Annotated in this window: 13 protein-coding genes; 7 read left to right on the forward strand and 6 right to left on the reverse strand. The window is 62.2% G+C overall.

Annotation, left to right across the window (positions count from 1 at the left end):
* Nucleotides 1-29: 29 nt before the first annotated feature.
* Nucleotides 30-2,522, reverse strand: coding sequence for a TRAP transporter permease (locus M727_RS0105715; protein WP_027151859.1), 2,493 nt, complete (start codon nucleotides 2,520-2,522; stop codon nucleotides 30-32).
* A 180-nt stretch (nucleotides 2,523-2,702) separates the two neighbouring features.
* Entirely contained in the window at nucleotides 2,703-3,686 is a 984-nt protein-coding gene (locus M727_RS0105720) for a TAXI family TRAP transporter solute-binding subunit (protein WP_027151860.1), read from the reverse strand.
* Nucleotides 3,687-3,804: 118 nt separating this feature from the next.
* Between M727_RS0105720 and M727_RS41385 the strand changes: the two genes are divergently transcribed.
* Complete coding sequence (locus tag M727_RS41385; RefSeq protein WP_027151861.1) at nucleotides 3,805-4,677, forward strand: MurR/RpiR family transcriptional regulator; 873 nt, start codon at nucleotides 3,805-3,807, stop codon at nucleotides 4,675-4,677.
* Between the two features lie 10 nt (nucleotides 4,678-4,687).
* On the opposite strand, the gene M727_RS0105730 is transcribed toward M727_RS41385, so the two are convergent.
* Nucleotides 4,688-6,010 (reverse strand): aspartate aminotransferase family protein, encoded by a 1,323-nt coding sequence (locus M727_RS0105730; RefSeq protein ID WP_027151862.1) that lies wholly within the window; start codon nucleotides 6,008-6,010, stop codon nucleotides 4,688-4,690.
* Nucleotides 6,011-6,104: 94 nt separating this feature from the next.
* Between M727_RS0105730 and M727_RS0105735 the strand changes: the two genes are divergently transcribed.
* Both M727_RS0105735 and M727_RS41390 read left to right on the forward strand, forming a co-directional pair.
* On the forward strand, nucleotides 6,105-6,962 hold the full coding sequence (locus tag M727_RS0105735) for a 3-keto-5-aminohexanoate cleavage protein (protein ID WP_051505534.1): 858 nt from the start codon (nucleotides 6,105-6,107) through the stop codon (nucleotides 6,960-6,962).
* 113 nt (nucleotides 6,963-7,075) lie between these two features.
* On the forward strand, nucleotides 7,076-7,351 hold the full coding sequence (locus tag M727_RS41390; protein ID WP_198032602.1) for a hypothetical protein: 276 nt from the start codon (nucleotides 7,076-7,078) through the stop codon (nucleotides 7,349-7,351).
* Nucleotides 7,352-7,435: 84 nt separating this feature from the next.
* Here M727_RS41390 and M727_RS0105745 read toward each other — a convergent pair whose 3' ends face one another.
* Nucleotides 7,436-8,122 (reverse strand): class I SAM-dependent methyltransferase, encoded by a 687-nt coding sequence (locus M727_RS0105745; RefSeq protein ID WP_027151864.1) that lies wholly within the window; start codon nucleotides 8,120-8,122, stop codon nucleotides 7,436-7,438.
* Between the two features lie 370 nt (nucleotides 8,123-8,492).
* Here M727_RS0105745 and M727_RS0105750 point away from each other — a divergent pair, with 370 nt between their 5' ends.
* Nucleotides 8,493-9,167, forward strand: a complete 675-nt coding sequence (locus M727_RS0105750; RefSeq protein ID WP_027151865.1) for a response regulator transcription factor — start codon at nucleotides 8,493-8,495, stop codon at nucleotides 9,165-9,167.
* A gap of 57 nt (nucleotides 9,168-9,224) precedes the next feature.
* Here the strand turns inward: M727_RS0105750 and M727_RS0105755 are convergent, their stop codons facing one another.
* Nucleotides 9,225-10,976 carry a PAS domain S-box protein gene (locus tag M727_RS0105755; protein ID WP_245268476.1) on the reverse strand — a complete coding sequence of 584 codons (1,752 nt, stop codon included), beginning with the start codon at nucleotides 10,974-10,976 and terminating at the stop codon, nucleotides 9,225-9,227.
* A 246-nt stretch (nucleotides 10,977-11,222) separates the two neighbouring features.
* Between M727_RS0105755 and M727_RS0105760 the strand changes: the two genes are divergently transcribed.
* Nucleotides 11,223-11,963, forward strand: coding sequence for a helix-turn-helix transcriptional regulator (locus M727_RS0105760; protein ID WP_027151867.1), 741 nt, complete (start codon nucleotides 11,223-11,225; stop codon nucleotides 11,961-11,963).
* Nucleotides 11,964-12,087: 124 nt separating this feature from the next.
* Here M727_RS0105760 and M727_RS0105765 read toward each other — a convergent pair whose 3' ends face one another.
* The gene (locus M727_RS0105765) at nucleotides 12,088-12,390 is read right to left on the reverse strand and encodes a DUF982 domain-containing protein (RefSeq protein ID WP_027151868.1); all 303 of its coding nucleotides are present in this window, start codon (nucleotides 12,388-12,390) and stop codon (nucleotides 12,088-12,090) included.
* A gap of 214 nt (nucleotides 12,391-12,604) precedes the next feature.
* Here M727_RS0105765 and M727_RS0105770 point away from each other — a divergent pair, with 214 nt between their 5' ends.
* The gene (locus M727_RS0105770; protein ID WP_027151869.1) at nucleotides 12,605-13,666 is read left to right on the forward strand and encodes a glycosyltransferase family 4 protein; all 1,062 of its coding nucleotides are present in this window, start codon (nucleotides 12,605-12,607) and stop codon (nucleotides 13,664-13,666) included.
* A gap of 43 nt (nucleotides 13,667-13,709) precedes the next feature.
* Entirely contained in the window at nucleotides 13,710-15,872 is a 2,163-nt protein-coding gene (locus M727_RS0105775) for an amylo-alpha-1,6-glucosidase (RefSeq protein ID WP_027151870.1), read from the forward strand.
* Nucleotides 15,873-15,886 lie beyond the last annotated feature (14 nt).

Here is a 15,886-nt window from a genome sequence, read left to right on the forward strand (position 1 = left end):
TGTCAGCAGCTGTATCAACCGTTCCAGTCTCAGCCTGCCGGCCCGGCTTCCTTCCTGTCCGCCTGCTTGCGCGCCCGCGCAAACTGCAGCCCGGCGACGCCGCTGGCCGCAGCAAGCGCCAGGCCGATCGGAATGAGGCTCGAGGGCTGGTCGGCCTTTCTGAGCACGGCCACCACGTCATATCCGACATCCAGCCCGATGCGCTTGGCGTAGGATCCGAAGGCGACATTGCTGATCATCAGCGTGTCGCCCGCCTGCGTGATGGTCAGGCCAATGCTGCGCAGCCGCTCCAGCGGCTCGCCCGGCTCGCCGAGCGGCACGTTGACCGTTTTGCGCACATCTTCGCCCATGAGGTCGACACCCTCGACGACGAAATTGATACGGCCGTCGGCCGGCGCCTGCCCGACCGCCGACAGGAACTCGCTCGCCGGCAATTCCTCGTAAGGCGGCGACACCTGATTGAGCCACCAGTCCGGCCGAAACAGCGTGAAGCAGATGAGAAGCAGCGCCGCACTTTCCCACAGCCGGCTTTTGGTGACGAACCAGTTCATGGTCGCGGCCGAAAACAGCAGGATGGCGATCAACGAGACCGTCGCCACCCAGATCGTTTGAAGCCAGGTATCGACTCCGATCAGCAGCATCGCCGGGTTGAAGATGAAGACGAACGGCAGGATCGCCGTGCGCAGCGAATAGAACGCGCCCTGGAAGCCGGTGGCGATCGGATCTTCCTTGGAAATCGCCGCCGCCGCGAAGGCTGCCAGCCCGACGGGCGGGGTGATGTCGGCCATGATGCCGAAGTAGAAGACGAACAGGTGGACCGCGATCAGCGGGATCGGCAATCCGGCCTGGGCGCCGAGATCGACCACCACCGGCGCCATCAGAGTGGCGACCAGAATGTAGTTTGCGGTAGTCGGGATGCCCATGCCGAGCACAAGACTGATCGCGGCGATCAGGATCAGCATCAGGATGACGTTGCCGCCGGAGATGAACTCGACGAGTTCCGTCATCATCAGGCCGAGACCGGTCAGCGTGATCGTGCCGACGACGATGCCGGCGGTGGCGGTGGCGATACCGATGCCGATCATGTTGCGGGCGCCGAGCGCCAGCCCGTCGATCACATCGTCCCAGGCAGCCCGCACCGAGGCGGCGAGATTTTCTTGACGGAACACCGCCATCAACGGCTTGCGGGTGGCGACGATACCGAGGATTGAAACGGTCGCCCAGAACGCCGAAAGGCCGGGCGACATCTGCTCGACCATCAGGCACCACAGAAGCACCGCGATCGGGATGAGGAAGTCGAGCCCGGTCCGCGTGACGTCCCAGGCGCGCGGCAGTTCGAGGATCGGCGCGCTCGGATCGTCGAGCGCGAGGTCCGGATAGCGCGAGGAGTACCAGACCGAGGCGACGTAGAGGGCGACCCCGGCGAGCGCGAGCAGCGGCGGCGCGGCCCCACCGAAGATAGCCTGGATAGCAACGATGCCGTAATAGACGATACAGACGGCGAGAACGCTGCCCGACAGTCCCAGTCCCATCCGCAGCATCCGTTCTCTTGCCGGCGTAGGACGCTGCGGGATCGTCTTCAGGCCCATCTTTATCGCTTCGAGATGAACCATGTAGAGCAGCGCCAGATAGGAGAAGACTGCCGGCAGCAGCGCGTGCTTGATGATCTCCGAATAGGGAATGCCGACATATTCGACCATCAGGAAGGCGGCCGCGCCCATGACCGGCGGCATGATCTGGCCGTTGATCGAGGCTGTAGCCTCGATGGCGCCCGCCTTGACGCCGGAAAGGCCGGTGCGCTTCATCAGCGGGATGGTGAAGATGCCGCCTGAAACCACGTTGGAGACGGACGAGCCGGACACAACGCCGTTGAGGGCCGATGAGACCACCGCGACTTTCGCCGGGCCGCCGCGCAGATGGCCGAGCAGCGCGATGGAGATCTGCATCATCCAGTTGCCGGCGCCTGCCTTTTCCAGAAGCGTGCCGAACAGGACGAACAGAAAGACGAAGCTCGTCGACACGCCAAGTGCAATCCCGAAGACGCCTTCGGTTGTCAGCCATTGATGGTTGAGAAACTTGGTGAGCGATGCGCCGCGATGCTGAATCACGTCCGGCATGTACTGGCCGGCGAAGGTGTAGAAGATGAAGACACACGCCACGACCACCATCGGCAGGCCGAGCGCGCGGCGCGTCGCCTCGAGAAGCAACAGGATGCCAACGGTTCCGGTAACGAGATCGAGCGTGGTCGGCTGCCCCGGCCGTCCGGAAAGCTGGACGTAAAACAGAAAGAGGTAGGCGCCGGCAAACCCGCCGACCACGGCCAGCACCCAGTCAAGCAGCGGCACACGATCGCGGGGCGAAGATCTCAGCGCCGGATAGGCGAGGAAGGTCAAGAACAGCGCGAAGCCGAGATGGATGGCGCGCGCTTCCGTATCATTGAGGATGCCGAAGCCGAACACGAACGGCAAAGGCGAAGCGTACCAGAGCTGGAAAAGCGACCAGGCAACTGCAACCCAGAGCAGGATTCGAGCGACTGTTCCGCTCGGATGCCGGCCACCCGTATCAGCCTCCGCGACAAGCTGTTCGAGCTCTTCGAGATCGACGCCGGCCGGTTGTTCTTTCACCTCGCTCAATGACGCCTCCTGTTGCGGATGGCCCCGGCGAGTCCGCTGACCCGCCGGTCTGTCGTCAGTTCACGAAGCCTACTTCAGCCAGCCCTTCTCCTTGAAGTATTTTTCAGCGCCCGGATGGAGCGGCGCGGAATTTCCTTCCGCAACCATCTTGGCGGGATCGAGATTGGCGAAGGCCGGATGCAGCGACTTGAACTCATCGAAGTTCTCGAACACCGCCCTGGTCAGTTGATAGACGCTCTCATCGGGAACCTTGGCCGAAGTGACCAGCGTGGCGAGCACACCGAAAGTCCCGGTATCGTCGGGATTGTTTGCGTAGAGCCCGCCCGGAATCACCGCCTTGGCGTAGTAGGGATTTTCTGCGACCAGCTTGTCCACGACTTCCCCGGTCAACGGCACCAGCTTGGCAGCGCAGGTAGTGGTCGGATCCTGAATGTTTGCCGAAGGATGACCGACGCCGTAGAAGAATCCGTCGATCTTGCCGTCGCAGAGCGCCGGACCATGCTCGTCCGCCTTTAGCTCCGATGCGAGCGAAAAGTCGGCCAACGTCCAACCCATCGCACCGAGCAGACGTTCCATGGAGGAGCGCGTCCCGGAACCGGGATTGCCGACGTTGAAACGCTTGCCCTTGAAGTCCTCGAATTTCGTCACGCCGGCATTGGGATGCGCCAGCACCGTGAACGGCTCCGGATGGATCGAGAAAACCGCGCGCAGGTCGGTATGGAGGCCTCCCTCCTTGAACGATTCCAGCCCCTTGTAGGCGTTGTACTGGACGTCCGACTGCGCCATGCCGAAGTCGAGTTCGCCTTCCTTGATCGTGTTCACGTTGAATGCCGATCCGCCGGTCGATTCGACCGAGCAGCGGATGCCGTGTGTCTTGCGATCCTTGTTGAGCAACCGGCAGATAGCGCCGCCGGCGGCATAATAGACGCCGGTGACGCCACCGGTCCCGATGGTAACGAAATTCTGCTGCGCCATTGCGCTGGCCGAAAACAGCAGCGCCGCCGACAAGGCGGCAATCTGCGCTCCGAGGCGTGCAGTCCGGGCATGTTTCATCTGGTTCTCCCTTTGGTACTTTGCGTGCCGTCGCGGCCGTCCGGTGTTTTGGTGTCAAGGCACGTCGATGCATGCTACGATTGTTGCGCTTTATCAATCAAGGGAAATGCTTGTTACAATGGACAGTCGGGAGATGGGTTTCGACGCGCTTTTGGCGCGCATACTGACCGAACTCCCCGGATTGAGCTCGGAACTGCGCAAGGCGGCGCGTTTCCTGGTCGATCATCCCGACGAGGTGGCGCTGGTGTCCATGCGGGTGCTGGCCTCGCGATCAGAGGTGACACCGACGACCTTCGTGCGACTGGCGCGGCGACTGGGTTTTGGCGACTGGGCGGCGCTGCGCAAGCCGTTCGAGGACCGGCTGCGCTCCGGCAAGGCGCCTTTCGCGGCAAGGGCCGATGCGCTTGTCAGGCGCAGGTCGGAAGCGATCTTCGCCGAATCGCTGAGGACGACGGTGGCCAATCTGGCGGCCGCCGAAGCGGTCAACGGCAGCGAAGAAATCGCAAGGGCCTGCGCGATACTTGAGAAGGCTCAGCGCATACGTGTCGCCGGGTTCCGAAGCTGCCGCGCGCCCGCCCACGCGCTCGTCTATCTCTGCCGGATGTTTCGGCGCGAGATCACGCTGCTCGGCGGCGACGGCGGTGCGATCGAGGCGGAACTCGCAGCGCTTGGAAAGAAGGAAGCGGTCGTCGCGATCGGCTTTTCGCCCTATTCGCGTGAACTCGGGCCGGTGGTGGAGGCTGCGCAACGACACAGCGTTCCGATTGTCGCGATCGTCGACAGCATGGCCGCTCCGATCGCGCGGCATGCGCAGGTTGTCTTGCGATTCTCCACCGACAGCCCGTCCTTCTTCCCGTCGGTAGCCGCAGCCATGGCTATCGTGGAAGCGCTGGCCGCAACGATGCTGGCGCGCAGCGGGCCGGCCGCGGCGGCTCGCGTCAGGGAGACGGAACTGGAGTTACAGGCGTTCGGGGCCTATCTGCCGGAATGAAGGCCGCTGGCTATGCCACCGCAGCGTCTATCGCGTCGCCGAGCCGTTCAACAACCGCGTCGATCGCCGCGGCGTCTATGATGAAGGGCGGCGCCAGCAGCACATGATCGCCGCGCAGGCCGTCGATCGTTCCCGCTGCGGGATAGACCAGCAGTCCGCGCGCCATCGCCTCGCGCTTGATCGTCGCATTGAGCTTCCGCTTCGGTTCGAAGGGCGCCTTGGTCGAGCGATCCTCGACCAGCTCTATACCCATGAAAAGGCCACGGCCGCGGATGTCGCCGATATGGGCATGGTTGCCGAACCATTCGCCCAGCCGCCGCGAAAGATGCGCTCCCATCGCCCGGACATTGGCAAGCAGATCGTCGCGATCGATCACCTCCTGGACGGCGAGCGCCGCCGCGCAGGCCATGGGATGGCACATATAGGTGTGGCCGTGCTGGAAGAAGCCGGAGCCTTCGGCGAAAGCGTCGAAGATGCGGCGCGAAAGCAGCACCGCACCGATGGGCTGGTAGCCGCCGCCGAGGCCTTTGGCGATCGTCATCAGGTCGGGCGCGACGCCGTCCTGCTCGCAGGCGTGCAGCGTCCCGGTGCGGCCCATGCCGCACATCACCTCATCGAGGATGAGGAGCACACCGTAGCGGTCGCAGATTTCACGGACATGCCTGAAGTAGCCGGCAACCGCGGGCACTGCTCCTGCGGTCGCGCCGACCACAGGTTCCGCGACGAAGGCCATGACAGTGTCCGGACCGAGTTCGAGAATTTTATCCTCGAGCGCCTGGGCGGCGCGCAGTCCGTAGGCCGCCTCGCTCTCACCGGCTTTCTGGTAGCGATAGGCATAGCATGGGTCGATGTGATGCGTGTCGATCAGCAAAGGGCGGAATTGGGCACGGCGCCACTCATTGCCCCCGGCAGCGAGAGCACCGAGCGTGTTGCCGTGATAGCTCTGGCGGCGGGCGATGACGTTTCGCCGCTCTGGCCTGCCGGTCTCGACGAAAAACTGCCGGGCCATCTTGACCGCCGCCTCCACCGCCTCGGAGCCGCCGGACACGAAGTAGACGTGGCTGATACCTTGTGGCGCGCCGGCGACGAGCTTGTCGGCCAATGTCTCGGCCGGCTCATTGGTGAAGAAGCTGGTGTGGGCATAGGCGAGCTTGTCGGCCTGCGCATGGAGCGCGGCCGTCACCTCGGGATGGCCGTGGCCGAGGCAGGAAACCGCCGCACCGCCTGACGCATCGATATAGGCGCGGCCATCGCGGTCGAACAGTTCGATGCCCTTGCCGCCCGCCGCGACGGGCAGGCTCGCATGGATCTGGCGGTGCAGGATGTGTGTCATGCCTTCCCCGATTGACGATGGCGCGATTTGCAGCGAACCTATCATGCAACATATGTTACACACTGCGCAATACTGAAACAATTGGACTGAGCTTATGACCGCCAACAGGGACGCGACCGGCTCCGGACTTATCGCACCGACGGCAATCGCCGTTGCGCCGAATGGTGGGCGGCGTGGCAAGCAAGACCACCCTGCTCTGCCGATCGGCCCCTGGGAATTGGCCCGGACCGCCGCCGCCTGCCTCGAGGCGGGCGCCGCCATGATCCACACCCATGTCCGCGACCGCGACGGCGGCCATTTGCTCGACGCGCACGCTTATCGCGAGACGACGAAAGCGATACGTGATGCGGTGGGCGAGCGGCTGATCATCCAGATCACCAGCGAAGCGATCGGCCGCTACCAGCCGGCCGAGCAGATGGCGGTGGTGCGCGCTGCCCGCCCTGAGGCGGTTTCGCTGGCGCTGCGTGAACTGGTGCCGGACGCCGCCCATGAGACCGCTTTCGCGCAGTTCCTGGCGTGGTTGAAGAGCGAGCGGATCGCCCCTCAGATCATCCTTTACGCGCCCGAAGAGGCGTCGGCCCTGGCCGCCATGCAGCAGCGCGGGCTGGTGCCTTTCAACGACATCCCGGTGCTCTATGTGCTCGGCCGCTACACGCCGGGACAGGTTTCGCGACCGGCCGATCTGCTGCCCTTCCTTGCGCAGGACCGCCCGCGCTTCGCGCACTGGATGGTCTGCGCCTTCGGTCGGCAGGAAACCGCTTGCGTTACGGCCGGTGCGCTGCTGGGCGGTCATGCCCGCGTCGGCTTCGAGAACAATTTTACCCTGGCCGACGGCACGACTGCCAAGGACAATGCCGCGCTCGTAACAGCGACCAAAGGCGCTCTGACTGGTTGCGGCGTCAGGATCGCCCAAGCCAACGACCTGCGCGCCGCTTGGTCGATCCAGGGCTAACCCTCGCCCGCGCGCCTCGTCGGTTCGTCACATTTGTCGAAAATCTCTTTGCTACGCTGCAACCGAACTTTTTGGCTGACGTTAAGGTTGCAACGGGCGCTGGGGAGGCCTTTATGCAGACGTACCTCGTCGAACAAATGGAGGGCGATGACGTGATTACGGTGCGTGTCATCAACGCGCCGAGCCCCTTCAAAGCCGCCGCCATGTCGACAGATCGACATGTTACGCTGCGAAGGTGGGAAAAGGATTGGATCCGAGTAACCGACGAGAACCGGGGACACATCTTTGCATACAGCTTTGTCTCCGACGCAAACCCGGACAACAGCGGGCTTGTAATAGCACCGAATAAATCAAGAAAAGCCCAAAAAGCTGATCAGGGACGCGAGTAAGCGCCACCTTTTTTGCTTTTTGCTGGAGCGCGCCAGAAGCGTGAACACTGCGAATTGACCCAGCCGTTGCGGCATGGCTGAGGCTCACGGCGTAGTATGTCCCACAACCACCCTTCCCTCGCCGGCTTGGTTCGTGACCGCCCGGATCCCCTCGAAGGACTTGGAGCGCTCCAGCAAACGCATGACCTGCCGGTCCTGGCCGAGACCGACCTCGAAGAGCAGGATGCCTCCGCGCCGCAAGTAGCGCGGCGCGTCCTTGATCACCCGCATATGGATGCTCAGGCCGTAGGGGCCGGCTGCAAACGCTTCACGCGGCTCGAACTCGGTCAGATGCGCGCGGTCGCCCTCGAGCCGCTTTTCCGAAATGTATGGCGGGTTGCAGACGATCACGTCGATCGTGCTGTCGAGCTCCAAGCCCGAGAAAGCACTGAACAAGTCACCCTGAAGCACCGACACGCGATCTGCCATGTCGTGATGGGCGACGTTGCGGCGCGCGACCTCGACGCATCCATCGGTGAGATCGCTCGCCCAGACCTGCGCGGCAGGGGCGTAATGCGCAATGGCGCAGGCCAGATTGCCGGCCCCGCAGCACATGTCGACAACCCGCGGCGCCGACAGGTTCATTTGCCGCAGAACATCAAGTGCTGTCGTGCCGAGCAACTCCGTCTCCGGCCGGGGAACGAGCGCACCGGGCGCGATGAGCAACTCCAGCCCCATGAAGATGGTGCGGCCTTTGCGGTAGGCTTCGGCAACACTGATCTCTTCGCTCACGACAGCCCCCTTCCGTCTTGCCGGTCGCGGTGCCCGACAATTGTGTGGAAGTTAAATCACTAAGTTCCCGATCGGCAATCGAAAAACACGCCTCGCCATGGGCATTGGCGATCGCGAGCTGTCGGCGCTGTCTCAAGGCGTTGGCACATGGTCCTGGAGGATAGGAACGGATGATTCGACGTGTTCGGCGGCTCCCGTTGACGGGGTTCAAAAAAAGAGGAGCCTTACCTGCCTTTTAGGATTATATTAGCAAGCTGGGCTTGCGGTGTTGGGGCACCGCTGGCGTTGACTGGATGAATGACGAGTGATTGGCCACGACTCCAAAGGCCGGTGACCGTTCAATCCATTCAGGTTTCGTTGGGGTAGTTCAATGTATCGAATCGTCATCGCCGACGATCACGGCCTGTATCGTCGTGGCCTGCGCTTGGCTCTGAGCGCAGGCATTCCAGGTGTGGAGATATTCGAGGCGTCGTGTTTCGACGCCGCGCTCAGTCTGCTGGCCGAGCAGGCGTCCGTTGATCTTGCGATCCTGGACTTGAACATGCCGGGATTGTTCAATCAGGAAGTGCTCAGCGGCATTCTGTCGGCTTATCCGGATACGCGATTTGCCATCGTTTCCGGAAACGACTCACGCTCGGAGATACTCACGGCTCTGTCGATCGGTCTCCACGGCTATATCGTAAAGTCGCAAAAAGACGAGGAGGTCGTCATGGCCGTCAACGAAATCCTCTCGGGCCGCATCTACGTCCCTGCACTTCTGTCGCGCCCCGGTGCTGCGCCAACACCTCACGTACCTGCTCCCGCCGAGCCTGTCCCGCACCGACGCACCACCACCGGCAATCTTGGCAGGCTGACCTCGAGGCAAAAGGAGGTCCTGAAGCTGATGGCGGAAGGCTATTCGAACAAGGAAATCGCGCGCGATCTGGAGATTGCCGAAGCGACGACGAAAATCCATGCCGCTGCCGTTTTGCGTGAGCTTGGGGTGCGGAATCGGACGGAGGCTGCCGTTATGCTGAAGACGTGGTTAACGAGGGATATCCATTAATTAGAGCACCACGTTCTTTTGATACGCAAGGGGCGCTGTTAAACGCTTCCGATGGCGTCAAGGTCCGATTTCCTTGCGCGACAGCCGCAGCGAATAGCGCAGCCCGTGATCCGTCATCTCCAGCTTGGGAGAGTGACCGACAAGCGGCGCCCCATCCACTCCGATTATCATCGAACCGAAACCATGGCGGACAACTTTTGCAGGCCGCCGCCGCCGCCCTGATTCCACCCAGTCGAACACGATGTCACTGCCTGCATCTTCCGATGCGAACGTCCAATTTACCTCGACCCGGCCCTTTGAATCGCCAAGCGCTCCATGTTTCAAGGAATTGGTCGCAAGCTCGTGAACAATCATCGCAAAGCTCTCGGCGGCGCCTCCCGACATCGTAACCGTGGGACCGCCGACAGATATTTCGCGCGTCCCCATATACGGTTGCAGCTCCTGGACAACGAGATCGTGAAGCATCCCCGACCCGCTGCTGTTGCCCGAAAGGAGCAGATGCGTTGCCTCGAGCGAACGAATCCTGTCGATGAGCGTCTCCTTGTACCTGGCGATATTGTCCTCGGGATCATTGACCATGTTCACCAGTGCCGTGATCACCGGGAACAGGTTGATGAACCTGTGGCGTTGCTCGAGCATGATGCGCTCCCGCTTCTTTGCCGCGGCACGCAGCAGCGTGGTTTGCCGTCGCTCGGTCAGGTCGGCGGCCACGCCGAGCCGCTGTAGACGATCATCGTATTTCTCTTCCATTCCGCGCAGAGCAACCCAGCGGATATGTCCGTCCGGTCGTCGGACGCGAATCTCGACGTCGTAGTTGGTGACCGATGCGAGCTTTCTCGATACAGCCAGCTTTGGCCAGTCCGCCGGATGAACGACGGCCGACAGTTCCTCCAACCGGCGGCTGCCGGCCGGGGGCAGTCCGAGAATGTCCCAGAACGCACCCGAACCGGTGACGATGCCGTCTTTAAGGTCGATCCGCCACGTGGCCAGGCGTCCAGCAGACAAAGCGAGATCCAGCCACTCCTTCTGAGCCCGAAGCGCTTCGTGCACGGCTCGTCGTCCCGAGATATCGTCGACCACCACGAAAATGGTCTCTGAGAGAACCCCGTCGGGCACGGACAAAGACAGCGTTAGCCGCGCCCAGAATGCCGAACCGTTCTTTCTTGACAGACGCACCTCCGAAGCGAACGAAGCAGAGTCTTTGCCCAGGCCAGCCAGCAATTGCGCCAAGGCATCACGGTCGTCCGGGTGAACGAGTGTCTCCAGCTGCAGTTGGGCAAGCTCGTCCTCCTCGTAGCCTGTCATCTCGCTGAGGCGTCTGTTGGATTGCAGCAGCTCACCTTTCTCGTTGATGTTTGCGAACCCCATGGCGGCGCGCTCGAAAGCCCAACGATAGCGGCTTTCGGTTGCTTCGACGGCAGCGAGCCTGGCTTCGGCTACCTCCAGCAGCTCACGCACGTCCTGCCGCAGCCGATGGAATGTCATGGCAATCACGCCACCGGAAATCAGAAGCAGAATGGCGCGCGCCCAATCTTCGCCGGAGATCTGACCATGCAGGGTGCTTCGTGTCCACAAGCCGGCAGCCACCATCAGGACCGTCGCCGCAAGCGCAGGACCACGGTCTTCAAGGTAGGAAATGATAATAATAGCTGGAATAAATTCCAGGAAACTCGACCCTTCTCCGATGTATGCTGACGCTTTTGTTTCAAATATCAGCGTTGCAGCCAGCACCGATGCGGAGGCAATGTGAGTTAGCAGTCTGCCTGTTGGGTTCAAATCCGACCTGCGCGACTGCCAGTTCATCGACATAGACTACTACCTTTTGACTAGGCCATCGAGACTAGAGCAAAAAACGTACAACCTAGTCCGACTGCGGGATTGCCATACCACTATCACAGCGCGCATTTTATCAAACAGGGGCGAACAGAACTCATCCGAATATAACGAGTTTCAAGACAGTAGGGAGCGCATTTTTTGCGAGCCCTGCGCAAGAAGACTGTTCGTAAATCCCGGGCAAGTTACTACGGGCTGATGGACCTTTGGGGAGGTTGGAAAATGGCTATGATCGATAGATACAGTGATGCCGTTGTGGGCGACCGGTACATCACGACCGGAACCAAGTATAACCCTGACGCGCAGGTGACGCGGCCCTCCTATGCTTATCCTTCGGCTCGTGCATCCGATCGGCCGGAGACAGAGGGCGACGAACCAAGGAGACGCAGCCTGGAATCCGTCACCGGCATGCTTGATCGCCTCGGCTGTGGCTATCTCGTACTAGACCGCGATAGAAAAGTAATCGAATGGAACGCGGCTGCTCTAACCACGCTGGAGCGCCCCACGCCGGAGCGCCCCACTCTGGAGCACAAAGGCGAAGCGGCTGATACAGCCAGTGTGCTTTCGGCAGCCCTAAGGCGGCTGGTCGCAAATGTCCCGGCGCCTTTCCTGCCCGGCTCCCTTTCCTGGGTGGTGATCCGCAACACAGGTGACAGGCCGGTGGTACTGAAAGAGAACGGTCTTATCGCCCCCGATGGAACGAGCATCGTGGCATTGCTTGGCCGTGTGAACAGGTCGGGGCCAAACCCTCAGACACTGCAAAGGATGTTTAGCCTGACGACCGCGGAAACGCATCTGGCTCTGCGTTTGGCTCAGGGCGATGCGCCGTTGGAGATCGCCCGCAGCTGGCGGCTCAGCCGCACCACGATCCGCTCACAGCTTGCCTCGCTGTTCGCCAAGACCGAAACGAGACGTCAGGCGGAACTGGTGGCTCTTCTGGGGCGCATTTCGGTCTTGCCATGATTTTGGGGTCGGCCTGGATCCGGGCGCCCGGGCATCCTGCGCACCGACGCAGATCGCCGCTGTCGCGGTAATGCTGCTCGCCAACTGGGCTGGTCGGTAAACTGGCACCTGGGAGCGCAGGCGTCTATCGCCTCGGCGTGTATGCGCTGTCCGTCCTTTCGCCGCGTATCGGCAGCGCTATGTCGTCATCCAGGAGCCGGGTGATCCGGGCAAAGCCCTTAAAAGCCTTTCTTGCTTCCTCGGCAGACATCTGACCTGCCAGTGCCGCAGCGCAGCAATTCAGCGCGCATTGATACACCGGGCCGCGCCTACCTTTCGGCCAGTGGCGCAAAAACGTCATCGCTTCGCTGACATTGTCGATTTCTTCCACAGGCTCTCCGTGCCCGCGCGCAATTCGCACCGGCGTAAAGAATTCCAGGCGATTCATCTTTTCCTCCCGTCGATCGCGATGCGTTCGATCGAACCTAGTTAAATTCACGGTCAGCCAATTGGTTCCCGGAAAAAACCCCACGGCCTTGATAAACGGCAGCGGGCCGGCTAGGTGAATCGCCAGTCATCGCCCGACTTCTTGCCGCTGCGGAACGTTCGGGGGAGTGGTGCATTTCGACACCAGCGATGATCTTTCTGGGAAATGCCAGCCTATGAAAATAGCCCATGTGGCGCCGCTCCACGAATCCGTGCCGCCTCGGCTCTATGGAGGCACGGAGCGCATTGTCTCCTATCTGACTGAAGGGTTGGTGGAGCTAGGCCATGACGTAACTTTGTTCGCCAGTGGCGATACAAGGACCTCGGCAAAATTAGTGCCGTGCCGCGAGCGTGCGCTACGTCTTGACCCAAGCCCGCTGAAATCCGAGACAGCCGCGCACCTTTCGATGCTTTCCGAGGTGAGGAAACGAGCTCAAGAATTTGATATCATTCACTTCCACCTCAGCCATTTCCTGCATTTTTCCTTCTTCGAGCACATCCATGAGCGGACGGTGACGACGCCTCATGGCAGGCTCGACTACGTCGATCTGGCGCCGGCCTATGAGCGTTTTCCGCGCTTTCCGATGATCTCCGTGTCCGGCAGCCAAAGGACGGGGCTGGCCGACGCCAACTGGCTGGCGACGATCCACCACGGGCTGCCGACCGAACTCTACAAGCCGGTTTTCGAGCCGAGCCCAGGGGAGCCCTACCTCGCCTTCCTTGGCCGGATGTCGCGCGACAAGCGTCCGGATCGTGCCATCGAGATCGCGCTGCGCTCGGGGCTGAAACTGAAGCTTGCAGCAAAGATCGGCGACGACGACCGGGCTTATTTCCGCAAAATGGTCGAGCCGCTGGTCGATGGTGATCGTGTCGACTATGTCGGCGAGATCGAGGAAGACAAGAAGGCGGAATTCCTCGGCAAGGCGGCCGGCCTCGTATTCCCGATCGACTGGCCGGAGCCGTTCGGTCTTGCCGTCATAGAAGCGATGGCCTGCGGCACGCCGGTGATCGCCTGGAAATCCGGCGCCTTGCCGGAAATCGTCGATCAAGGCGTGACCGGTTTTATCGTGGATTCCATGCAAGGCGCGGTTGCGTCGTTGCCCGACCTGCTGCGGCTCGACAGGCGGAAGGTGCGAACTGTCTTCGAAAGGCGGTTTTCTGCCAAAAGAATGACCCGCGACTATGTTTCCGCTTATGCGCGCCTGATCGGCGCCTCGGCCGAAGCAAGAGCGTCGTGAGCGGCATTACCTCAGGGGGCGAAACGAGAGGGATATGTAGAGAATGGCCCAACTCGACGAGCGCCAGCTTGATCCCGCGGTAGCACTTGCGTCCCTGGACGCCACCGCACCTCGAGAGCCGCATCGGCTGTTCGCCCTCAAGCAAGGCGATTGTTTTGCCGTGTCCGACGCCTACGGCGATATCCGCGGCGCCGGCGACGGTTTCTTCCGTGACGACACGCGAGTGCTTTCCGAATTCCGGCTCACCGTCGGCGACCGGCAGACATCGCTGCTCGGTGCGTCGCTCAGCCAGGACAATGTGCTCTTCACCTCCAACCTGACCAATCTGCCGATGCAGAGCGTCCGCGGCCGGGACATTCCGCAGGGCGCGATCCATATCGAACGCGTCAGGCTGCTTTGGCAGGACCGGCTGTTTGAACGCATCACCCTTTCCAACTACAGCCAGGAACACTCCACCATCCGCGTTTCGCTGTATTTTGCCGCCGATTTCCGCGACATGTTCGAAGTGCGCGGATCGACAAGGCTGAAGCGCGGCATGGCCCATGCTGCCAAGACGGACGCGACCTGCGTGCTGCTTCGCTACGACGGGTTGGACGGGCTGGCGCGGATGTCGGCGATATCGTTCTCGCAGGCGCCGGACCAGCTGACGGGCGACCGAGCCGACTTCCTGATTGCCGTGACGAGGCGCAGCAGCAAGGTGCTGTATGTCGAAGTCGGTCCCGAAATGGCGGAAACGCCGAACCGCGATCGCTTCCGCGCCGCCGCGGCCCGGGCTCGCTTCGGCATGCGGGCCAAGCGCCGCCATGGTGCTACGATGCACAGTTCCGGGCGCGTCTTCAACGATTGGGTCGAGCGCGCCCGCGCGGATGTGGCGCTGCTGACCACCGAGCTTACGACCGGACCCTACCCCTATGCGGGCATCCCTTGGTTTTCGACGGCGTTCGGCCGCGACGGCGTGATCTCCGCCTTGCAGATGCTGTGGCTCAACCCGGGCTTGGCGCGAGGCGTGCTGGCCTTCCTTGCCCAGCACCAGGCGACGGAGACATCGCCGTTCAGCGATTCGCAGCCGGGCAAGATCATGCACGAGACCCGCAAAGGCGAAATGGCGGCGCTGCGGGAACTCCCCTTCGGCCGCTACTATGGCGGTGTCGACACGACGCCACTCTACATCCATCTCGCCTGCGCCTATGCGGACCGTACCGGTGACATGGCGTTCGTCGACGGCCTGTGGCCGTCGCTCTGCGCTGCGGCTGAATGGATCGAGGAGGCAAGCCGGCCGACCGGCTTCGTCACCTATCAGCGTGCCGCCGAGTCCGGCCTCGCCAACCAGGGATGGAAGGACAGCAGCGATTCCGTCTTCCATGCCGACGGCCGAACCCCCAGGGGACCGATCGCCCTGGTGGAGGTGCAAGGCTATGCCTTTGCCGCGTTCCAGGGGTTGGCGGCGCTCGCCCGTCGCCGCGGCGAGATCGACAGGGCCGATCATTGGGAGAGCAGCGCCGAGGCCATGCGCGCCGCTGTCGAACGCCATTTCTGGCTGGACGATCTCGGCTTCTATGCCTTGGCGATCGACGGTGCCGGCGAGCCCTGCAAGGTGCGGACGTCTAATGTCGGCCACCTTCTCTATGTCGGCCTCCCCGCGCCGGCACGGGCGCAGATGGTCGCCGACCAGCTGCTTTCGGCGTCCTTCCATTCCGGCTGGGGGCTGAGGACGCTCGCTGACGATGCTGTGTTCTTCAACCCGATGTCATACCACAACGGCTCGATCTGGCCGCATGACACTGCCATGTGCGGCGCCGGTCTGGCACGCTTTGGCGAGCGTGAAAGCGTGATCCGGCTGATGAGCAGCACCTTCGAATCGGCTGTCCATTTCAACATGCGGCTGCCCGAACTGTTCTGCGGCTTTACCCGCGCGCCGGGCGAAGCGCCGATCGCCTATCCCGTCGCCTGCCTGCCGCAGGCGTGGTCGGCTGGCTCTGCCTTCATGCTGATGCAGGCCTGCCTCGGCCTCGAGATCGACGGCTGGGACGGCGAAATCCACGTCACCCGTCCCAGGCTGCCGATTGGTATCGACACGCTCACGCTGAGGCATCTTGGCGTTGGCACCAGGAAGGTGGATCTGACATTCCAGCGTGTCGGCGACAGGGTCGTCGCCTTTCTCGCCGAACGGCATGAGGGGTTGGTGCCGCTCGTCGTGCGGACCTAGCTTGGCTTTTCGCA

The organism is Mesorhizobium sp. WSM2561 (genome assembly GCF_000513915.1).
In the GTDB taxonomy this organism is placed as follows: domain Bacteria; phylum Pseudomonadota; class Alphaproteobacteria; order Rhizobiales; family Rhizobiaceae; genus Mesorhizobium; species Mesorhizobium muleiense.